Below are 21054 nucleotides of genomic sequence, written 5' to 3'. Positions count from 1 at the left end.
GGAGCCGTGGGAACTAGGGTAATGGGTAATTGTCAAGCGAATCCAATTACCAATTACCAATTACCAATTACCAATTACCAATTACCAATCTCACAACGGGGAATTTGTTTTTAGCTGGCTTTTTGGGCAAGCGATCGCATCACTGCCATCAAACCTAATAACCCCAACCCCAAAACCGTTGAAGGTTCCGGGACTTTCTCAAAATCCAAATTGAACGTACCGGACTCTTGAAAAGCTGTGCTACCCTCTGTCGTGCCAACATCTAATAATTTAAATGTAGCGGAATACTTACCCGGTTTAGCCCCAGCGCCTAACCAAAAAGTTGGTAGGAAAGAAAAGTCATCTCTCCTGCCAATCGTATAAGTGTCGCCGACATTTTTGAGAATATCGACCCCCAATGGGTTGGCAATATTTAGACCCTCGGTAATCGCAACTAACTCGAGTGCGATTTCAGCATCTGCCAAAGATCCTTTCCAACGACCAAGAGAACTATTAAACAGAATTTGTTCGCCGATCTCAGAGGATTTATTCAGCGCGGCAACGGGTTTCATCCGCAAATTGCTGTACTCCTCCCCAGAAGGAATGGTAATTAACCGACCTTGGTAAATTCCTTCCCCCGGAACCAATTTCAGCGGCGGTAATCCCGTGTAAGTTTCGGGGATTCTATTATTGGTATTGGTTGGGTTGATTGTAGGACTGCTAAACGGCCCTGAGTAGCTGTATGTACCAATCCCGTGAAAGTGATTTGTCAGGGGATCGTCTTCACGGTGAGCAAATAAAAAAGTCAGACGATTGTAGTTAGGATTCGGCAATCCCGCATAAATCCCCCGTGTCAGCGTCTCCTGCCCATCTACCCCTATGTAAAACTCTGGAAACTCTTGCCCAGGGTCAAACTCGTATCCCGGACCTGTGTCTTCAGCTAATGCTGGCGCGACTGCAATACCCGCAGCCAAGGGAACAGACAGTAATAAACCAATTCCAATTAACCCACTTTTCTGCCGTTCAAAGCCAGCACAAATTACACCCAATCTAGGGCTGTTCCTCACCATTATTCTTTGTCCTTGTTTTTATAATGATAATCATTATCATAAAAGCGATCGCCCTAGGTCAGTATAAAGATTTCATTAAAATTGCTACAGGTCTGCGTAATTTCTACATCAGTCACATACCTAACCCACCAGCTATACCCGTCTCGCTCAACTGACCCCAGTTTCAATAAGTAGTTGCTTTTATTCGCAATAAGTCCCAGTCAGCACTAAAATCTTTTTATGAAATCTTAATAAACTCAAAAGCCCCTCGTCCGTGAAGATTTGAGGCAATTGCCTCAAATCTTTGCCAATAGATAGTTATAGCTGTTGACAAAACAGCACCGACGATCTGTTCGTCATTAAGTTAGTTTATAAAGTTTTGGTGAAGCGCCTGGGCAGTTATGTGTATTTTGGATGAAAACTTATGCGAGCTAATTGCAAATATTTTTTATTAAATTTATTCTTAGAGATAACGGAAATACAGAGAAATACGCAGATTACCCAGTACATACTTGTATAAAATTTGCGATTTGCTCGTAAGATCCCGGAATAAACGGTGTGAAAAAGAGGAAAAATTGACAATGATATGGACAAAAACTCAACTACTGGCTGGAATCGCTCTTGGCACGGCGCTAGCAGTTGCAGGAAGCTCATCTCCTGCTGTTGCAGCTATACTTACGGGTTCTGGCAAAGGAACATTTGATGCGGCAACTCCCTTTGCTGGATTTTCTGGAACGTTTTCGCTGGACTCAGCTACTCCTGACTTAGAGGCAAAAAAAACCGATAAAGGAAAATATCGGCTACTCAGTTACGACTTTTCTTTATTGGATTCGTCTGATGCTGTAGTAGGGCAGCTATTTAACAGCGGCAGCGGACTGAATGCTTTCCTGGAAATTGATAACAAGGACAAGGAAGATAAGGTCAAAATCAAAATCGAAGAAACTCAGAGCATCAGTCCAGACTTCACGATTAAAAAGCTGGAATTCGAGTTCAAAAAGTTAGCAAATGACATATTCGCTAGCGATAGTTTGCCCACCGATCTCAATTTCTTCGGTTCGACCAATCAGAATCAAGAAGTTAAAGGTAAAGTTGAAGGCCAATTGAAATCAAACTTACCCGTCAACCTTCAATTTAAGCAAGAAAAAGAAGGGGGCGCTACTAACCTGTCATTACAACTTGATGCGGCTAGTAACACCTTGAATGGCTCGACCAGTGGTGTATTAGATCCAACAAGTGCGTTTGCCAGTTACTCTGGAACATTTGCCATCGATCCCACAACTCCTAACGTAGAAGGTGAAGAAGAAGAAGAAGAAGAAGGAGAGCTCAAACAAAAAGGAAAATATCAACTGCGGGACTTTAACATTTCTGTTAAAAACCCTGCAAACGCGGTTGTTCAAACTTTTTCCAGCAGCGATCCGTCAATCCAAGCTTTCCTCAAAGTTGAGAATAAAGCTGGAGAAGATAAAGTGGAGTTGGAGTTTAAAAACACAGGCAACTCTGGGGGCACTAACGCGGTGACCGAGTTCAAGATCAAACTGGAAAAGCTGCCCGGTAACACCCTTTCTAGCAATAGCCTGCCTACCGCTCTCAATTTTGTGAATCGGACTCAAAAAACTAAGGCTGAAATTAAGGGGTTTGCTCCTGCTAGTTTCCTGGGGAATGCCAGCGTTTCGCCCATAAGTTTTGCCCAAGACAACAAGCTTACAGACGCTAGCCTCAAGTTAGAAAAAGTTCCCGAACCAACAACAACTTTAGGGCTATTTTTGACCGGACTGGGATTGGTAAGTTTACGCCAACGCCGCCAGCGATCGCGCTCATCCCTATCCCAGGGCTAATCACTTTATCTTTGACCGTTGTACATATTCGTGAGTGCAAGTAGGAGAACGATCGAATTCAATTTGAAGCATGAATGGACAACTAGACTGAGGACAAAAAATCTGTAGGCAGCTAATCGATTGCTCACCTACAGACTGATTCAAAAATAGTTTCTGTACCGATTCTAATTCAACAAGTCGCCCGATTGCCAGAAACCCGGTTTCTACGTAAAAACCGGGTTTCTCTGCGTCAGTTCTACGTCAATCACCTGACGACAGTTTCAATAAGTAGTTGCTTTTATTCGCAATAAGTCCCAGTCGGCACTAAAATCTTTTTATGAAATCTTAATAAACTCAAAAGCCCCTCGTCCGTGAAGATTTGAGGCAATTGCCCCGATGGTAATTGAGCTGAAAGCTTTGCCAATACATAGTTATAGCTATTGACAAAACAGCAAGGACGATCTGTTCGTCATTAAGTTAGTTTATGAAGTTTTGGTGAAGCGGCTGGGTTGGTGGCTCTCGCGTACATGGTGGAAAACCCCTGCTTCGGCGATAGCTTCCGGAAAAAATAGATCTGAAAGTCTCACCCTGTAAGGCATATATAATTTATAAATTTTACTTATCACCATAAGTACGGAAAAGCCGGGTTAGTTGTATGTATTTTTGATGAAATAATCAGAGAGCTTATTGCAAATAGTTTTAATTAAATTTAGTCTTAGATGCATGGGCAAGTACAGAGAAATACGCAGATGACCCAGTACAGATTTGTAGATAATTTGCGGATATCTGGTGAAAACCCTGAGTAAAAGTCAGAAAAAGCACTTAGAGAGAGTGCAAAAGGAGAAAAGTTGACAAAGATCCAATTTTTACTAGGTCGCATTGGTGTAATGCTGACAGTTGCAGCTACCGTTGGAATCGCTCAATCAACGAGTGCGATCGCCGCCTCATTTAGCAAGTACGCTGGGATTGACCTCGGTAGTCTCGATAAGGGCAGCACAACGATTACCGCCACCTCGCTTAATGATTTGGGACAAGTTGTCGGTCGGTATAATGTCGTCAATGCCGCTGGCGTTTCGTCTAACGCTAGCTATATTTGGCAAAACGGCACGATGACGGCATTGCCCTTAACCGGACTCAAAATTGGCGGACCTAATGACGGACAACCTGTGACAATGCCTGGTCGGGGTTCGTTAGCGCGATCGCTCAACAACAATGGAATAATTATTGGTACGGGTGATGAATTGCCCGGTGCTACAGATCGCGCGATGACTTGGACACCCAATGGTAGCGGTGGTTATAGCTTGACAGTCGAAGAATTTGGTGGCGTTGAAAGCTATTTCACCGATATCAACAACGTTGACCAAATCGCAGGGTATCACATTTTTGCGCCAGGAAAACAAAATGCCATCTACCGGGAAAATGGCAGCAACACCAACACAATCTTGCCTGGAATTGGAGGCGATCGCAATCAAGCCTTGGCACTGAACGACAACGGTCAGGTAGTAGGTTCGGTAGATGGTGATGGCGTGCAAAATGATACAACGGTCAATAGTGCAGCACTCTGGCAAAAGGATGCCAGTGGCAATTATGTGCTGACAAATTTAGGTAGAAATGGCTCGCAACAAAGCGTTGCCAGAGAGATTAACGATATCGGTCAAGTGGTTGGTCAATTAACGAATGGTTCGGGCGCAACTGCTACCAGTTCTGCATTCTTATGGCAAAACAACGCTTTTACTGACTTGGGTGGCTTAGGTGGCACAGTACGCAATGCCGTCGGTATCAACAATCAAGGTCAAGTTGTTGGCTTTTCAAGTAATAGTAGCAATCAAGAACTTGCCTTTATTTGGAACGATGGGATGATGGCTGACTTGAATAGTTTATTGGTCGATAGTTTATTAGTCGGTGGTGCCAATGTATCGCTGACTAGGGCAACAGGTATCAATAATCGGGGAGATATTGCCGCTTACGGTACTTACACTTATGTTGATGCCCAAGGAGTTACGCGCACAGGCACCCGTGCTTACCTTTTGAAGTCAGTTCCTGAGTCTGATACTGCATTAAGCTTGTTAGCCTTTGGTGCTATTGGTGGGGTTTCATTCTGGCGGCGTAACCGTCGAAAAGCTACAGCAGCGGTAGAGAGTTCCCCAGCATGAATCGATAATTACAGGACTTAGGCAAACACCAAAGTTTCTATGAAAAATCGTTGGTTTGGGAACTAGAGATTTAGGTCGAAACAAAGGTGATGACCTGGTCGCGCGTAATATCATGTCCGGTTGATTACCCAAAATTAGGAGTAGGGAACATCCAACAGCTGCGTCAAAAAACTTTTAACCAATTGATGTTCCCTACAAGACAACGCACAAGAGAAGGTTTTTATTATGGGCAATTCAACGGACATGATATAAGTCCTGAATTAGACATCAAACAAAAAATCTGTAGGCAGCTAATTGATTGCACACCTACAGACGACTTATATCATGTCCGCGAGAGATCGGTAGTGTATGGATGGCTAATTGCTAATTGCTCGCTTGTCAATTGCCTCCAAGAGCAGCGATTAGCGATTAGCTATTAGCAGTTACACAACCGTTGCGAAGCGACATGATATTCGCAGCAAGAAACCCGGTTTCTCAAACAATACCTTCGCCAATTTTCTTTACTTGTCAAAGAAACCGGGTTTCTGATCGCAAACTAGACAATCGCTGCTTTGAGACTAGAACAAAATTGAGCGATCGAATTCAACCCTTCCTGTGGCATTCCATCTGCTAATCTCTTGACAAATGCACTGCCGACAATTGCTGCGTCTGCGCCCCATTCTTTCACCTGTTGTGCGTGTTCTGGTTGGGAAATACCAAACCCAACTCCGATGGGTTTATCCGTGACGCGGCGTATTTGTTTGAGGATATCTTGGACGCGACTTTCGATTTGGGTACGCATCCCCGTGACGCCGGTAACGCTGACTAGATAAATAAAGCCTTGGGATTTTTGCGCGATCGCTTCTATCCGTTCCGCCGAACTCGTCGGAGCGACCAATAATACCACATCAATGCCCAATTCTTGTGCTGGCTTAAGCAAAACTTCAGATTCTTCCAAAGGTAAATCGGGGACGACTAACCCGCTGACGCCGACTTTGGAGAGTTGGTGGAGGAAAGTTTCGATGCCACGATTGAGGATGGGGTTGTAATAGGTGAAGAGGATAATCGGCGATCGCATTCCAGGAGCAATTCCAGAAACCATCTCCAGCACGGCATCTAAATGGGTACCCTTTTGCAAAGCGCGAGTTGCCGCCGCTTGAATTACCGGACCATCGGCTAAGGGGTCAGAATAAGGAACACCCAGTTCAATCATATCGGCACCGTTTTGATCTAAAACTTGTAGAGCAAGAGCGGTAGTCAGCAAATCTGGGTCGCCAGCAGTGATAAAAGGAATCAAAGCACACCCAGAGGAAGAGCGTAAAGCAGCGAAGCGATCGGAAATTAAAGTCATTTGATAATCGGTAATGGGTAATGGGTAATGGGTAATGGGTAATTGGTCATTATACCTCTGCAAAAACTCTTGTGGGGTGGGCATTGGAGCCTGCCCTTGAGGTTGTTTTCTCTTGGTCGTTGGTAATGGGTCATTGGTGATTGGATGGATTAGACCTCTGCAAAAACTCTTGTGGGGTGGGCATTCTGTTTGCCTTTGAGGGTAGTTTTTGCAGAAGTCTATTGCCTGTAGGGGCGGGTTTAACGAAATATCTCGTGGTGACACACAATGGTTGGTAAAACGCGCCCCTACTCTTGACAATTACCAATTACCCATTACCAATTACCAGCATCCTTGGATGTAACTAGCAACTTGAGTTAATTAGTTTTTTCTTGTTCAATTTCGGCTTGAAGCTGCGCCAATTGTTCGGGAGTAAGTTCTGCCAAACGCTTCTGTAACACCGCGTCCTCATAGTTTTTCAGTTGCTGAGTATAGGTCATCTGCTTCGTCCCAGCTCGATACAGGTAAGTCAGCAACCAACCGATTAACCCACCAACCAACAAAACCTGACTCCAGATGCCTGCATGTTGGCTATCGAGTCCAGCAGCTTGCAAAACCCAGAAAGCCAAACCACCGGCTGCAAAGATGCCGATGCCAATACCTATAACGTCAATTCTTCGCATTTGCAATTAGTGAGAGACTAGAAAAGCGCCAACCGGGCAAGTCATGCCAGATTGGCGGTAAATCATAGCTAGGCTTGGATTTGACGCCGCTTGGGGCGAAAATTCAAAAACGGAGCCAGCAGCAACAACCCTGGGAAGAAAAAGAAAACGAGAAAGTACATAAAGCCGCGTTCAAACGAGCTAGCGACGTACCAGCGTAGTTGCATGTAGACATACAACGCCAAGGGAATAACCAGGAGATACGCTCCCAGCAAAACCAGATACAGCAGTGCAATCACCATAGTAGGTTTCCTAGCAGCAACGACTAACAAGCGCGACTCGCCTCAAATGCGGCATCGCTACCGATGCACGCTGTCACTCATTTTACAGAATCCCCAGTAGTTTAACTAGCGGGATAGACTTGCCAAGGAACAGGATACGACAGCGGCAAGTTGTGCGGCGGGAAACTCTGTTCCACCAGCACCGACTGATTCCACAGACCGCGAAAGTCCCAACTGTCCCAGGACTTACCCACGACGAGAAAAGAAACTTTGGTGAGACCTTGCTCTCTGGTTGCCTTGCCCAACGATTTTTCATATCACCTTTTTTCTGTGCCCCACGGACTGACAGGAGTTTGATTCAGCGGGGCGTAGTTTGGGAATGGTGTGAAGATAACGGGACGAGTGCCTGCTTGTTGGGACCCTTGGGTGGGGTTAAGGTTAGCGAGCCAAACTTCGCCGCGCTTAAGTTGCTCCGTCATCGCTGGTGTTCCTGACTGAGCATGGTTGCGTAGTCGCTTATGCCTGCTGCGGCAAGGGCACGGTCTTCCTCAGCAAACTCAGTGGCAAGGGCAGCAAGTTGACTCGGTTCGAGAACAATGTGGTGACGACGTTTATTGCGAAATTTCAGGAAGGCGATCAAGTCAGCTACTTGCTGAAGTTGCTCTTGGGTGAGTTGATCATGGTCTTGTTTGAGAGCTTCTATTCTCATCCTTAACTGTGGCGGATAGTTTTTGTAGGGTGCGTTAACGCAGTAACGCACCGACAAGCGTTTAATATGGTGCGTTACGGCTAGTGCCTAACGCACCCTACTTGCTACGATCTAGCGACACTAAATATGATCGAGTGGTGCTGTACTCTGCTGGCTAAGGCACCCTACTCGCTAAAACTAGAACTGATATTAAACGTGCGATGTTGCACATGAACCTTCAGCGGGAAGCGGGGCGTTGACAATAATTTCTTGATAACCTCTATCCTTAAGCACTTGGCTAAGTAGTTGTTCAACAGTTTTTTGAACGCGAGCGCTAGCTGTCTTAATCAGCCAACTTTGACAAGCAGCCTCTTCAACTTTTTTCAGCGCTTCACGTTGTGCTTGGGCTTGCAAATTAACTACGTCAGGCCCCCATCCTAAAAAACCTCGGTCATAGGAATAAACGCTAGAGTGTTCTAGATTCAGCTTACTGTCAAGCACCTTTAGCGGCGGTAAAGTTACAGTAATTTTGTCTCCTTCAACCTGCACGTCATCAGCTTGAAACTCTCTCAAGTCAACTCCAACTCTGACGTTACCGTGAGCAATGTAGAGCAACTTACTCTTCGTTATTCGCCCCTTTTCGCTCACAGGCACCACAGTATCCATTTCAAACATAGCTGTGGTCAACTCGCTGACATCTCTAACTTGACGAACTATCAGCGTACCTGGATCGTCAATTACCTTTGTTGAGTCACTTGTTTGACTATGTTGGTAGGCTAGCCACAACACAACAATCAACAAAATTACAACAACGCCTGCTAACACTTTGCTAACTAAATTTGAGTCTCTGATTGAGCTAGCTGTCATACCCGATCTCCCTTTTGAACAACTATATTTTTGAGCATTCTAAAGCCAGTATTCCCTATTTATAATTATAAACCACGCATCCTGGGAGAGAGGCGGTTAATTGTTGGTCTGGAAACAGTGTAATATCGCTAACACAGGGGTAGTCTAGATAGGCTATCGAAAACTTTGTTTAATTTGCAACTTGCTGGGGATCGCCCTGCAAAAATTAGTTCACAAGTCTCGGAACACATTTTACCTCTGCGGCTCGAACCGTCCGGCGCGCGCCCACTTACCCTGAGAATTGGCAGTAGCTTTAGATACCAGCGCTTCGATGCAAGGCGAAAAGTGGGAAAAGGCAAAAGCCGCTTGTCAGGCGCTAGTTGCACAGTTACGACTTTGCGTCTGATTCCTTCTGCTTCTCTTTCCTCTAGAATCGCTTCAAATTGCTCCCAGGTTACGTCACGGATGGTAATCAAACTACCTGGGTTGAACTGAATATTTTTGAGGGGGATGGTGACGGGTGTTGCCACAGTCATATATTTGAATTCCCTTAGTCCGTGTTTGAAAAGTGGTTATTCCTTTTAATCTCATTTTTGAGAGCGTTTAACTATATAATTTAACTGCATTTATTATACTGCTTGAAATCTATTTTATGCGGTTTGCTGATTTGTGGTTAATGTAATTTAATGTCTCGATCGCTCGCTTAATTTTAAGGTGGAGGCAATGTTCCGATTCAGTTTTCAGCTAACTCTAAGAATTGCTCGGCATAAACAATTTGTTCGTTAGCTCGCTAAACTCTCAATTGCAATGGCGAAATTGGTGGGATTGTAGGCAACAGTCCTGGAAACTGTCGCCAAATTCTCCCACAAGCACAGCAGCATCTGGTCACCCAACGTCCGCGTTTCTCGGTTTCGCCACAGCAATAGAATCAGATTGTCGCGCAATTGTTGGATGCCTCTACCAAAGGCGATTTAGTCAAGAGATTCCTCTAATTCCTCTGAATCATCAGAATCGTTTAATTCCACCGCATCCTTAGCACTAACCGCATACTCATAAGTTAAAGTGGCAAATGGAAAGGGAAATGGCAGAGAAACATCATCTGCAAAATAGGGCCAGCGGTTTCTGAGATTATGAACAAAGCAAGCCAGTTTGTCTGGAGCAATTTCTGGAGAGTGAACAACAGCTATTTCTAACAGCCTGGGATTCGCTGCTTGTCTGCTACCATTATCAAGCCGAGACTGGGACTGACGTAATATATCCTGTTCAGTAGTGAGAAGCTTCCTAATACTTAGATACAGCGAAGTTCCCTCATTGTTACACACTCCCTGCCATTGGAAAACGCCACCTTTACTAATTCGGCTGCCAGGAGAACCCTTGACAATCCCAATAGGAACTTCGCCATTTGTTGCCACTCGCAACCGTACTATTAACAGACGACTTTGCTCGGATTGTGTGGGCAGTTTCAGTTCATTAGGTAAAGCGTTATCTGGAAGTTTAGGATTTTGCAGCCAAGTCAGCATCTTTCGGGCATTTTGCGCTTCCGCCATGAAGAGTACGCGGGGAAGTTCTTCCTTTTCAATTGGCGTACTTAAGCAATCGCGCAAACAGTCAGTAACAAATTCTTGAAGCAGCTGTTGTTCCTGTTTTTTGTCGCTAGACGACTCTTCTTCGCTACTATCACCCGTTGTTTCATCAACATAAGAATCCTCATCCCATTTTTCAGCGATCAGGTATCCAAGTCCTACTGGATACGACAGCCATCCTTGAGTTAGGAATAAAGAAGGAGTAGTGACTTGTACAATTCCTGTAACTGGGTTAACTCGTACCATTAAGGCAACAGTGGAAGGCTTATTGCTAGCTGTTGTTTTTCGAGTTCGACGCAGGACATAAAAGCAAGTCAACCATAGATTTGAATCGATACCATCCTTTTGGGGATCAATTAAAGGAGCAGGCAAAATTCCAAATTGTCGCAGTAAATCCGACACAGCTTTTTGAACTCGATTAGCAGCGTCTTTAGTTTTATATTCCTTACCCTTTTGATTTTGAGCGGTTAATGGGTGGATGTGCTGATTGACATAGCCAGCCTGCATAGCTCCAATTCGCAATGCTAGTTTTGGGTCTGATTCTGGTGGAAAGAATGATTTTTTCGACCTAATTTCGATTAATGCAACGCTAAGTTTACCCTCGGTTTTGGGTAGAGATGAAGTAATTTTACGAATGCGTTCATCAAGTAAATTAATCCGTCGCTGTTGACGAGTGTTACCTTTTACAGACGGATTATCAACATCAAGTTTTTGCGTCAAATCTTGAACGTGCTGAGTTCTAATTCGTAAAGTTCCTAATGGACTTTCGTAAAGAGTTTCTTCGCCTTGGAATTCGGGAAGGGTTTGATAAATTTGAGGCTCGCCTTTTGGTGATAAGTTAAGTACCTCACGAATTTCAGCAATGAGTTGATCGCGGCATTCTTTGGTTTCCCAGAGAATAAGTATTGTGTGTGGTGAATTTTAAGGTGTTCTAAATACAGATGATGCAGCTAGAGAAGGGCGCAACATTGGAGTAGATAAATTGTCACGTTTTTTTGGCGATCTATCACCTTTTTTCTTCGGTTCTCCTTTCTCCCAGAAAGGCTTATAGTTGGCTGAAATTTTAACTGCATGACCAACTCGGCGTAGGGGAAAACCTTCTTGTTCAATCTTATTTTGAATAGCCCGATCAAGGCTAGCTAAATCCCGTGGACTAACACCAGGGAGGCAGGGGCGATCGCCTGGATGTCGAGTGTCGTAGGCAATTGCTGCTTGTATTCCCTTGGAAACTTCATTATTAAATGTAGACCACTGATACATTGGGTTTGCAGCCAAGGTATTAGGTTCAGGAAGTGGAGAGTCATTGAGCAAAAGTAACTCGCTAATCGCTTTTGACCATTTGGGTTCTCTCCCTTCCGGCGTTATCTTTTGTTTGATTGACAGAGGAATAAAGCAGAATGGTTGGTCAACTCCATCTAACCACCGATGATTATCGCCAATAAAAGCAGTGGCTCCTCGATAAGGTATCTTATCAATAAATTTGGTCATCCATTGTCGAGTAGAAAGTTGATGGTAAATAATCGGTTGATTGCGCCAAGGAACTGTTTGCAGTTTAAAACTAATGACAAACGAAATATATGCCTCGCCTACTTCCTCTTGCCTCTTTTCCTTAGTATTAAATTCAATCATTGGAACTCTCTGAGGAGGCCATGACATTATTTCAGATCCTTTGCCTAGCCTAACAACTGGATAGAAAGTTAGTTCGTATGGAATATCCCCGTCAAACAAGAGGGTTGGGTTTTTGAGAAATTCCTTGGTCAGGTAATCTGGCAGTGCTTGGAAACGAACATCGAGGGCGTTTCGGTTTTCTGGTTGATGCCAGATTGAGTAATTAGTTGGCTCTTCCTCCCACTGCCAAGCTTCATTGTCAAGTGTGTTTAGTTTGGTCTCAACTTCATCATCTCCTAAATACTCGCTAAATTCTTCCCTGAGCCAATCTTTAATTAAATCGGGTAAGTAAGAAAGAGCGGCTTTTTCTGTTGCTAGTATCCAAGGTTGACCGGGACGCTGCCAACCATAACGCATTGTCTGGATAATGTTTGGGAAGCTAGCGGCTATGATGGAGTCGAGAGAACGGACTGGTACAGATGGATATTTTGAACGTCCAATTTTGAAACGTGCATTCGCAAGGAATTGGGCAACTTGTTGCCAATCTTTTGGAACTTGGAGTTGGAAAAGTTTGTACTCCACATCCTGAATCAGTTCCCAAGAGCCAAGGAGAATATTTTTAAATTCCATAGTTTAAGTCCTTTGTTTGCTTAAGTGCGTTTAGAAAAGCTCCGTAAAGCGATCGCGCTAGTGTTCTTTCATAGGGTCGTTTTCCTTCCCCCTCAACCTCAAGTTGAAGCTCTTTGATAATGCCGACCAACAGTGAGGTAACTTCACTATCAAGTTCACCTGTGGCTGATTTCGGTGCAAACTTGACATCTAGAAAATGAACGATGCAGGGAACGCCACCTCGTACCAAACGTCCGATGATTTGCCAAATACTCACCAACTGTGTCCAACAAAGTACAGAACGTTCATCATCGGTCAATTGTTTGAAGGACATCGCCCGACAGTTCAAGTCAAGCATCTTTGCCACTGCATATTTGTAGAATTCGCTTTCAACATTGGTCAGCGTTAAAGGTTCACCGCGTCTATTTATGGCTTCGTACAAAGTAGAATCTTCTGCATTCTGGATCGCCCAATTGTTGAGTTGCTGAACCGTAGTTTGCCAGTCATCGGGAACAGGCATGGGTCGGCTTAAGAAAATTGCTGCTCCAAATGCGGCAATGCGTTTATCGTTGAGAATGTTGTGACCCCGCTCAAGTGCCATCAAAGGTGCAATTACAATTTGAATTTGAGTGGGAAGTTTGTTTAAATCGCGAATCTTACCTCGGCGAATTCCTTTTAAATCAGCAGGTGCATTGTCGCGGCGGAGTACGGCAATACTATTGATTTGTTCGAGGCGGTAGAGTGGTTTTAAAATTGACTCAACCAGCGCTGCTTCATCGTAGCTGTTTGTGATCAGCAGTAAGCGTTGGCGATCGCTCCACCGTTGCGGATCTTTTTGTTCTAGCTCTTTTAACCTCTCAAATAATAGATCGAGAAAGTTTTTGGCTTTTCCTGGACTGTAACAGATAGCCTTAACCATCTCATCCGCTGCTTTTTTGCGTACAGCAGGTGGCTGTCCGGATAGGGCAATGTATTTCCCTCCGCTTTGCTGTGGTTTGAAGAAAAACTCACTTTCGCCAATCCCAGCATCACCAGCCTTATCATTATTAGGAGCAGGTTCTAACAATACTGTGGGATTTTTCTGGATGTGATAAGCGGGAGTTCCTGGCGCATAGCTAGTTCCTGAAATCAGCACCGTATGGGGGCCATCCCAATCGTCCACGGCAAAGAGGGTGGGAAAATTTAGAAGTAAATAACGACCAACGTAGCGGAAATACTCTAGTTTGCCACCAGAGTTACTGGTGCGATCGCGTGTATATTTAAAGCCCAAAATATTCCCAACTGGTGCAGATGGTACAATCGGCAAATAGTCGCGGGGTGGGCGATATACCAGCGATAAGCTGGTGTCGTGAAAGTCGATAATTTGCGATCGCATTAAAGCACTCAGATGGTCAACCAAAAAGCCCAAGCGATTGCTCAATACTGCCACCAGAATTGCAAAATGTAAGTGGCGCGTAACTTCGTCAAACTTCGTTTTATCTGTTAGACAAATACCAAGGGATTCCAGCCATCGCCGTAACCAATCAGCCACCTCAGCTAATGCTGCACGCTCATTTTCGGCACTCAACAAAGTAAAGGCAATGTCTGAAAGTTCTCCACCCTTGCGACGATTAAAAGGAGCTTGCAAAAATCCCTCAATGGTTTCCATTAGCTGTTTGCGGCGCTGACGTTCCTCAAAAGGAGGTAAACCCGCTTCAATCCGATTTCGTCGCTGCTGACTGCGTTGCGTGCGGCTGAGTTTGGGTTGGGTTTCCTCGTTGTCTGTTTCAGAGGCAGGTTCGAGAATATCGCGAATAATATGAGCAAACACCGAACGACCAGTAAAGGGAGTTGAACCCAACCATTCCACCAGTTTGGGTTGGTTGTGCAGTTTGGGAAGAATAATATCAGCAGCAATTTGAGCGTAATCATTCGCTTTTTTCGCTGTTGCTACCAGTTCAGCAGTCAGGGGGCGACGGTCAGAATTATAAATCCCATTAGCGAATTTGATTCCCAACTGATTTAATAATGAGTTTCCGGAAGCATCGACTAAAACTTCATCGGGTGCAAAAGCTTCGTCAAACTGCACTTGTACCCGGTCAGCTTCGTCAATAAAAAGAAAGCTACATTCGCGGTAAACAGCTTCAGCGAAAGTCAATTTTTCTTCAAATAGTTCAGGGGGAGTGCGAGTATGAATAAAACTAGCTGGAGTTAACACCCAAACTAAAGCTTGTGCCATATCTCGTTCTAATTGATGGCGCGGACATTTGTAATAAAAAGGACAGGTATACTTATCTTCGCTTTGACCTTCCTCCCAATCCTCCAGATCCTCGTCATCTATTTGATCGTTCTGATTAACAAGGATCGCTTTTTGGTAAAGGGTGTGACAAGGTTCAAAGCCAAATTCCCACTTTTCTTCTGATTGAACTAAAGCTAATAATGGGCAGACAGGGCTAAACCAGCGCCATGCTGGATGAGTAGCTCCTTGAGCAATTTCCTCTCCTTGTGTTGCTAGAATCGGTTCGTAGACTTTTTCTAGTTGTTGGAAGCGATCGCTCCCCATAATAGGAACCGCCGGAATCCCCAATCCATGCCAAAATAAGGAAGCAAGACGCACTTGTGCCACCACATCATTAACGATTAAGGCACACCGATATTTATTTTTAGCTAATTGATAAGTTAGAACTTCTAGAAATGTTGATTTCCCGACATTCAACAAGCCTACAATGTGAACAAGTTGGTCTATCTCCAATCTTTTAGTTGCGGAAAAGTCATCAATTTCTGGCTGATATAAGCGCCAAATAATTCCTTGAATACGCTCGCAATAATTTTCTGGCTGATACCCAGCTTGCGCTAGTTTTTCATCCATTTCCTGGGCAGAGAGCAGCAATTCTTCCCAGGTGACAGTATAGGAAGGATTATGCTTGGTGCGGGTGCGATGAAAAGATATCTGAGGCGAAGTGGCAATCTTTGCAACAACTTCAGGAATGTTGATAGGAACCTCCACAAGAGTATGACTTTTGTGAGATATTTTGGCATACCAATAGCCAGCAGATGCTAGTTTAATTTTTCGTTTTTTATGCGGTGGTGTTGTCGATAAATTTTGCTGATAAAGAGGAAGGCGACGGGGATAGGTACTCGTGGGAATTAATAGAGGAACATCATTAATATCCGTTAAGCTAAATATTCTTATAGTTTCAGGAATTTTAATGTATTCCGAGAGACTCCGCTCCCATTGATTGCCTTTGCGACGCACGAGATAAAAACGAGCTTTTTGGACAAGCTGCCAGTTATCATCAGAAAGTCCCGCCACCGGAAAACGATAACCCGAAAGTAGCGCTGAGACTGATATAGCTGGTTCTTCTGGAGCTATTTCCTGCAACAAGGTTAGCCCTAATTCTACTTCAGCAATGAGTTGTGCAAGTCGTTTAACCTCTTGTTTTCTTACTTTTCCATCAACATCAGGCAAACTCTCTGCCACGTAATCCTTTAAGTCATTTGATTCGCGTAAAGCTTTACGCAATTGTTGACCCCAGCGAGATGTGTCACGCATGGTTATTTTTCTCCAAATTATTTTGAGCCATTGAAATAATTTCGCTCATCAACATTAAGCGCACGCCGCCTAATAATGGTTCTATTTGTTGACGTACCACCTGAATTCGCAATGATTCTTCTCGTTCATCTGGAAAGACAACAAAGGTTTCAGTTGCATCAGGACGATACTGCACCGATTGCAAACGCTCTTCATCCAAATAAGACCAATCTTTGACATCAATTGCCCAGCTAACTTTCCTGCCAAATTATACAAGTAAGTCAAATTCGTCAATCTGAGGCCAGAGAGTCACCCGAATTCCCATTTTCGTGAGAGATTCTGCTAGTTTTATTTCCGCAATTCCTGGAATTGTTCCATATCGATGAACGCCAGGAGTAACAGCTTTATAACTTGCTTTTTCGGCTTTATCCTTGGAAATTGACTCGACTGGTGGCAAATTAAGTTTGGCATTGAGTCGTTCGCAGGTCATGTTTCGGCAGCTATGACTTCCGTCGCGACGGCGGCGCATTACATACTGGCAACGAGGGCAAAAATGATAGGTGTTTTCTTCTGCTAAATCAACTAAATCAATGTAAGTTTGTTTTAAGAAATCGCGCAGAGGTCTAAGTTGAGAGGAAGACAGGAAGTGGCGATATTCTGAATAGGGCAGGACAGGACGTTCAATAATCAGTTTGCGAAAAGCGCGATAGGAATCTTCTAGTTGGTGTCCTCGGCAATATTCAAGAACATCTTGCAGAATTTTCTCCTGTACCTGCTGTTCTAGATCAGAACCCGTAACTTGCCATTGGGCGGCGAAATCGGACACTAACCCATCTTCAATTAAGGTGACTTCCGGGGAAAGGTTTTTAATTTCTGCTGTCGGTTTCCAATCTACAACGGGATTTTTTGCCCACTCAAAAAATTCGGGGAGGTTTGAGGGGACTTGTTCATCTCCTTGCAACAAAGATGTTAGGTACATTCGAGACATCCCGATGCGGAGAGCTTTTGGGATGTGCATTTTCTTTTCGGGGTTTCGCGTTTCCCACTCGGACAGTCCTGTCGCCAGATATCGCAAGGTTTCCGTTACGGATATCTGGAGTTTTGGTTCAACTTCTGCGTCGTTGGAAAGTAGGCGAAGACTGCGGGCGGCATTATCTTCCCATTCCACGTCGATACCTCGGATTGTCTGCAACCAACGTTGCACTGTTGCTTTCTGACGCGGTTGCATTCCCAGTTCTAGGCACAATTCTTCCAGAGTCGGCGCCTGTTTGTGGATGCGAAACCATTCCCGTAGCGCCTCCAAGATTTTCTCTCGATGTCTGGTGACTTTCATGGGTCACTCCCCTATATCTGAGGTGTGCGAATCATTCTGGCATCGCGATCGCTAGAGGGTCAAGAAAGTTTTTCCATGTTTTCATGATGTTTCCCATGTTTCCATTTTTGCTGATGAACTGGCAAGCAGACGGTTATGTGTTGGCAATAGCGAAAAGGCGGATCGCCTAACGGTTTTGTCGCCCTGTCAGGCTAATGCCGCATAATGATGGCAAAGTGCAGCTATGGAATTGATCGGGAAAATATAATTGTGATTCCCTTTTCCTGCCGCATTGACCATGTAGAGCAGAATTATGCTGCCAAGGATTTTTAGCGTCAAAGTGCTTTGGAATAGCAAGTCGGAAATCCAGGCATTGCTTGAGTCAAATCCCAGCTTGAAACAAAAGCGGGATGCGCTGGAAGGTAAACCTTTGAGTATGGAGGAAGTAATCGAAATTGGTCAGATGATTGCCAGCGGTTTGCAACTTCGCAAGCAACAAGCGATCGCTCTTTTCCGAGAGCAGTTGAATGGTTTGGCAGAAGCAGTGGTGGCAGGCGAAACCATGACCGAAAAAATGATTTACAACGCCGCTTATTTAATTCCTTGTTCAAGCGAATCTGCATCGATATAAAAAGTCTAATATCTCGACCAATTAGGCATTTTTTGGCAAATCTGCTCCAAATTTTTTACAGTAAATTATACATTAAACCAACTTTATTAAGACGATATTACTATTATGTTGCTCAAATAACGTTTCCGATTCCAGCGCCGCTAGATGGTATTATGTGGATAGGAAAACAAATTATAGAGCGTGCCAATGCCGAATTAGACGACAAAGAAAATTTGCCCAAACAGTTATTAGCTTTGCAGTTAGCGTTCGATATCGGTGAAATTTACGAGCCAACTCGATGGGAAAAGCGAATATATCTTGAAGTTTATTCCCGGTACTCCAGAAGAACCAACCATACCGACTGAAACAGGGGAATACAGTATTTTTTAGCCAAAAAACAACGCTATAAAACACAGCAGTAATTTTATAACCTTCAAGCTGCGGAATGGGAAAATGCAGTTGCTCAAATTACCGAAATATATAAATCGGCTGTTGTTGAACCAGAGAATGAAGCAGCGCGAATTTATCTATTAGTTATTATTCTAGAATAAAACATACTTGCCGAACAATTTTTAGCTTGGCAAAAAGCTTGTCCTCCCTGGCAATTAGAGTTGGGAAAAGCGCTGCCTCCCTATCATTTTATCTGAAGTTAAAGTTTGAAATTATATAAGGATTTAGGTGATGCGAGCGCTCGCACCCATTGGGGAAACAGGTTGCCAGAAAGACCGCTTAATCGAGGGATCGCTTACAGGCATCAGTCTTCGCGTCAAGTAGATCGTCGGCGTGCTTTAGGTATTCACTCTCCTGGTTGCCCACAAGCGTCATTAGGTCTTGGTATCAATGAAATTTTACAAAATCTTGACTGGATATTTATTTATTTTTTCCCAAAATATGTTGTGATTTTTTCTGGGTAAATTTCTTGTTTTTTAAATAAAGTTTTGATGAAGATTAAGTAAAGACAATAGACAAAAAAAAACCATGGGTAAAAATTAAGTAAATTGCCTGCTGATATTCCATCTGGCAGGATAAGGAAATAAATAATCTCGAAAATATCTTGGCATTTGCCCTAGATAAAGAAAGAGATTTTTAGCAACTGCTGATAGAAGAGTTTTGGCAATTTTTAGGCTCAGATGCTAGCCGAAAAATTGCTATTTTCTAATTGCTGCGATCGTGGGGTTCAGTACAATCGCGATCTTTGGAGTACACCAACCTTTAACTTTCATCCAGATTGGGAGTGTTGATATGAAATTTCTTTATCAAATCTTGACCTCATTAGCTGTTGCTACGACTGCTGTCATCAACTTGTCAGCGGGCGTAGAGGCAGCTACTTTTGGCTCAAATTCTTCGCCCAGCGCTTCATTTTTGCTCGATATTTCAACAAGCAAGCTCGCCACAGTCGGTGGGAATATTGACAATTCCAACTTGTCAAATTCTACAACCCCCTCTCAACTCGCCATCGGACTCAACTTCACTGCTAGTACGTTGATTGACAGTTTCTTCATCCCGTCGTTGGACAGTTTCTTCATCCCGCCGGACACAATGGGTGCAGTTGGTAGCGATCGCATTGTCGAACTAATTAACGGTAAGTACTCGGTCTACGATAAAGGTACTGGTACCCTGCTGCAATTCAGCTCGCTCAACCAGTTTTGGAGCGACGCCGGAGTAACGCCCAGTCGCTTTGCTTTTGACCCAAGAGTAGTATACGACCCCTTCAGTCAGCGCTGGTATGCTGTTTCTGTGGACAACCAACGTGGCGAGAATAACTTCTTGTTTGCCGTATCAAAGTCTTCCGATCCAATAACTGGATGGACTGGTTTTGCCATTGATAGCGACTCAACAAATCAACGCTGGGCAGATTATCCGACCCTGGGGTTTGATCGAGACGGCGTTTATCTGGCGGCGAATATGTTTCCCATCTCTGCTGTTGATTTAAGAACGACTATTGTGGCGCTGCCAAAGAACGATCTGCTGACAGCAACGCCGACGGTTGCTAATGCGACAAAATTCGAGAATATATCTCAGAGCGAAACTGGATTTGCCGTGCAGCCTGTTGTCAATCTAGACAATACGGGATTGCCAGCTGCTCTATTATCTGGCTTCAATACATTGGCAGGCGAATTCAAGCGATCAAACATTGTCGGGGATATAACTTCACCCACACTTGATACTTCAAATGGATTGATTTCTGTTACCCCATACTTTTCTCCAGGGAGTGGCGAACAGCCAGGGCCGAAACCAAATTTGGAGATATTTCGACGCGCCAACTTTTCTTCAAATATAATTGGGCAAAATGGCTCTTTCTGGGGCGGACAAACTGTTGATAACGCAGGACGTGCAGCACTTCGCTGGTTCCAAATCGATGCCACCACCAACCAACGCAAGCAAGAAGGTTTAATTGCCGATCCAAATCTGGATTTTTACTATGGTTCGCTTGCTGTAAACGATTTTGGCGATGTTGTAATTGGTTTCAATGGTTCGGGTGAATCGCAATTTGTCAGCAGTTATGCAGTGCTGGGTCAAACTTTCGGGGGTGTCACAACTTTTGGCAATCCTTTGTTGCTCCAAGCTGGTGCTGCCGATTACTTTCAAGACTTCGGAAGTGGTCGCAACCGCTGGGGAGACTACAGCGCCACCGTCCTCGATCCAACCGATCCGTTTAGCTTCTGGACGTTCCAAGAGTTTGTTTTCGATGAAGATGTGTGGGGTACGCAGATTACCCAACTCAGAGTCGTTCCCGTTGCCGTTCCCGAACCCACTTCTGCGTTCGGCTTCTTGGCATTTGGTGCGTTTGGCGTCAGTTCTCTGCTGAAGCGAAAACAGCAACAGAAAGTGTAGCATAACACTTTTATTGGATTGGGTTTCTTGACCGCTTGACGGGTGCGTGAGCACTACCAGTACTAGATATCAGACTGGTTGCGATCGCCCATACCAATAAACCAATTGCACAAGATACAAAAGCAATATGCCGACCGCACGCACTCGCGTTCGCATCGCTTCATATAGTTTCCGGTTGCATCGGAATTACGACCTTTAGGGGCAA

At 44.3% G+C, this 21054-nt stretch carries 18 protein-coding genes and 1 pseudogene; 7 read left to right on the top strand and 12 right to left on the bottom strand.

Annotated elements, in window-relative coordinates:
* Positions 1–110: 110 nt before the first annotated feature.
* Positions 111–1049 (bottom strand): all3515 family Zur-repressed PEP-CTERM protein, encoded by a 939-nt coding sequence (locus ACE1CM_RS09365; RefSeq protein ID WP_374877138.1) that lies wholly within the window; start codon positions 1047–1049, stop codon positions 111–113.
* 560 nt (positions 1050–1609) lie between these two features.
* Here ACE1CM_RS09365 and ACE1CM_RS09360 point away from each other — a divergent pair.
* The 3 genes from ACE1CM_RS09360 to ACE1CM_RS09350 all read left to right on the top strand — a co-directional run bounded on the left by ACE1CM_RS09360 (position 1610) and on the right by ACE1CM_RS09350 (position 5414).
* Positions 1610–2863 (top strand): PEP-CTERM sorting domain-containing protein, encoded by a 1254-nt coding sequence (locus ACE1CM_RS09360; protein WP_374877137.1) that lies wholly within the window; start codon positions 1610–1612, stop codon positions 2861–2863.
* An 827-nt stretch (positions 2864–3690) separates the two neighbouring features.
* The gene (locus ACE1CM_RS09355; RefSeq protein WP_374877136.1) at positions 3691–4995 is read left to right on the top strand and encodes a DUF3466 family protein; all 1305 of its coding nucleotides are present in this window, start codon (positions 3691–3693) and stop codon (positions 4993–4995) included.
* An 89-nt stretch (positions 4996–5084) separates the two neighbouring features.
* Positions 5085–5414, top strand: coding sequence for a hypothetical protein (locus ACE1CM_RS09350; protein ID WP_374877135.1), 330 nt, complete (start codon positions 5085–5087; stop codon positions 5412–5414).
* Between the two features lie 116 nt (positions 5415–5530).
* Here ACE1CM_RS09350 and trpA read toward each other — a convergent pair whose 3' ends face one another.
* From trpA to ACE1CM_RS09295, 11 genes and pseudogenes are all read right to left on the bottom strand, one after another.
* Positions 5531–6325, bottom strand: coding sequence for a tryptophan synthase subunit alpha (gene trpA, locus ACE1CM_RS09345; RefSeq protein WP_374877156.1), 795 nt, complete (start codon positions 6323–6325; stop codon positions 5531–5533).
* A gap of 356 nt (positions 6326–6681) precedes the next feature.
* On the bottom strand, positions 6682–6987 hold the full coding sequence (locus ACE1CM_RS09340) for a DUF3007 family protein (protein ID WP_374877134.1): 306 nt from the start codon (positions 6985–6987) through the stop codon (positions 6682–6684).
* A gap of 68 nt (positions 6988–7055) precedes the next feature.
* Positions 7056–7268, bottom strand: a complete 213-nt coding sequence (gene ndhL, locus ACE1CM_RS09335) for an NAD(P)H-quinone oxidoreductase subunit L (RefSeq protein ID WP_226589372.1) — start codon at positions 7266–7268, stop codon at positions 7056–7058.
* Positions 7269–7564: 296 nt separating this feature from the next.
* Positions 7565–7726, bottom strand: a complete 162-nt coding sequence (locus tag ACE1CM_RS09330) for a type II toxin-antitoxin system PemK/MazF family toxin (protein ID WP_374877133.1) — start codon at positions 7724–7726, stop codon at positions 7565–7567.
* Positions 7723–7956, bottom strand: a complete 234-nt coding sequence (locus tag ACE1CM_RS09325) for a hypothetical protein (RefSeq protein WP_374877132.1) — start codon at positions 7954–7956, stop codon at positions 7723–7725. Before ACE1CM_RS09325 ends, ACE1CM_RS09330 begins: the two co-directional genes overlap by 4 nt.
* A gap of 189 nt (positions 7957–8145) precedes the next feature.
* The gene (locus ACE1CM_RS09320) at positions 8146–8802 is read right to left on the bottom strand and encodes a DUF4230 domain-containing protein (RefSeq protein ID WP_374877131.1); all 657 of its coding nucleotides are present in this window, start codon (positions 8800–8802) and stop codon (positions 8146–8148) included.
* A 128-nt stretch (positions 8803–8930) separates the two neighbouring features.
* Entirely contained in the window at positions 8931–9317 is a 387-nt protein-coding gene (locus ACE1CM_RS09315; RefSeq protein ID WP_374877130.1) for a hypothetical protein, read from the bottom strand.
* 435 nt (positions 9318–9752) lie between these two features.
* On the bottom strand, positions 9753–11177 hold the full coding sequence (locus tag ACE1CM_RS09310) for an RNaseH domain-containing protein (protein ID WP_374877155.1): 1425 nt from the start codon (positions 11175–11177) through the stop codon (positions 9753–9755).
* Between the two features lie 108 nt (positions 11178–11285).
* A complete protein-coding gene (locus tag ACE1CM_RS09305; RefSeq protein ID WP_374877129.1) occupies positions 11286–12602 on the bottom strand; it encodes a pPIWI_RE module domain-containing protein in 1317 nt (438 codons plus the stop codon).
* Positions 12592–16113: a hypothetical protein gene (locus ACE1CM_RS09300; RefSeq protein WP_374877128.1), complete on the bottom strand. Its 3522-nt coding sequence runs from the start codon at positions 16111–16113 to the stop codon at positions 12592–12594. The genes ACE1CM_RS09305 and ACE1CM_RS09300 overlap by 11 nt, the downstream gene beginning before the upstream one ends.
* A pseudogene (locus ACE1CM_RS09295) lies at positions 16106–17320 on the bottom strand (hypothetical protein). Before ACE1CM_RS09295 ends, ACE1CM_RS09300 begins: the two are co-directional and overlap by 8 nt.
* 397 nt (positions 17321–17717) lie before the next feature.
* Between ACE1CM_RS09295 and ACE1CM_RS09290 the strand changes: the two are divergent.
* From ACE1CM_RS09290 to ACE1CM_RS09275, 4 genes are all read left to right on the top strand, one after another.
* Positions 17718–18035, top strand: coding sequence for a GvpL/GvpF family gas vesicle protein (locus ACE1CM_RS09290; protein WP_374877127.1), 318 nt, complete (start codon positions 17718–17720; stop codon positions 18033–18035).
* Between the two features lie 32 nt (positions 18036–18067).
* Positions 18068–18379 (top strand): gas vesicle protein GvpG, encoded by a 312-nt coding sequence (locus tag ACE1CM_RS09285; RefSeq protein WP_374877126.1) that lies wholly within the window; start codon positions 18068–18070, stop codon positions 18377–18379.
* Positions 18380–18670: 291 nt separating this feature from the next.
* Positions 18671–18928 carry a hypothetical protein gene (locus tag ACE1CM_RS09280; protein ID WP_374877125.1) on the top strand — a complete coding sequence of 86 codons (258 nt, stop codon included), beginning with the start codon at positions 18671–18673 and terminating at the stop codon, positions 18926–18928.
* A gap of 328 nt (positions 18929–19256) precedes the next feature.
* The gene (locus ACE1CM_RS09275) at positions 19257–20849 is read left to right on the top strand and encodes a PEP-CTERM sorting domain-containing protein (protein WP_374877124.1); all 1593 of its coding nucleotides are present in this window, start codon (positions 19257–19259) and stop codon (positions 20847–20849) included.
* Positions 20850–21054: the final 205 nt, after the last annotated feature.

Source organism: Microseira sp. BLCC-F43, from assembly GCF_041929235.1.
Taxonomy (GTDB): domain Bacteria; phylum Cyanobacteriota; class Cyanobacteriia; order Cyanobacteriales; family Aerosakkonemataceae; genus Microseira.
Note: the sequence above shows the minus strand (reverse complement) of the source record. Positions and strands in the feature narration are given on the sequence as shown.

Coding starts and splice junctions, on each gene's coding strand:
- ACE1CM_RS09315 (WP_374877130.1), bottom strand. CDS start 9,317: ATGACTGTGGCAACACCCGTCACCATCCCCCTCAAAAATATTCAGTTC.
- ACE1CM_RS09350 (WP_374877135.1), top strand. CDS start 5,085: ATGACCTGGTCGCGCGTAATATCATGTCCGGTTGATTACCCAAAATTA.
- ACE1CM_RS09275 (WP_374877124.1), top strand. CDS start 19,257: ATGAAATTTCTTTATCAAATCTTGACCTCATTAGCTGTTGCTACGACT.
- ACE1CM_RS09340 (WP_374877134.1), bottom strand. CDS start 6,987: ATGCGAAGAATTGACGTTATAGGTATTGGCATCGGCATCTTTGCAGCC.
- ACE1CM_RS09320 (WP_374877131.1), bottom strand. CDS start 8,802: ATGACAGCTAGCTCAATCAGAGACTCAAATTTAGTTAGCAAAGTGTTA.
- trpA (WP_374877156.1), bottom strand. CDS start 6,325: ATGACTTTAATTTCCGATCGCTTCGCTGCTTTACGCTCTTCCTCTGGG.
- ACE1CM_RS09290 (WP_374877127.1), top strand. CDS start 17,718: ATGCTGCCAAGGATTTTTAGCGTCAAAGTGCTTTGGAATAGCAAGTCG.
- ACE1CM_RS09300 (WP_374877128.1), bottom strand. CDS start 16,113: ATGCGTGACACATCTCGCTGGGGTCAACAATTGCGTAAAGCTTTACGC.
- ACE1CM_RS09365 (WP_374877138.1), bottom strand. CDS start 1,049: ATGGTGAGGAACAGCCCTAGATTGGGTGTAATTTGTGCTGGCTTTGAA.
- ACE1CM_RS09325 (WP_374877132.1), bottom strand. CDS start 7,956: ATGAGAATAGAAGCTCTCAAACAAGACCATGATCAACTCACCCAAGAG.
- ACE1CM_RS09360 (WP_374877137.1), top strand. CDS start 1,610: ATGATATGGACAAAAACTCAACTACTGGCTGGAATCGCTCTTGGCACG.
- ACE1CM_RS09305 (WP_374877129.1), bottom strand. CDS start 12,602: ATGGAATTTAAAAATATTCTCCTTGGCTCTTGGGAACTGATTCAGGAT.
- ndhL (WP_226589372.1), bottom strand. CDS start 7,268: ATGGTGATTGCACTGCTGTATCTGGTTTTGCTGGGAGCGTATCTCCTG.
- ACE1CM_RS09330 (WP_374877133.1), bottom strand. CDS start 7,726: ATGACGGAGCAACTTAAGCGCGGCGAAGTTTGGCTCGCTAACCTTAAC.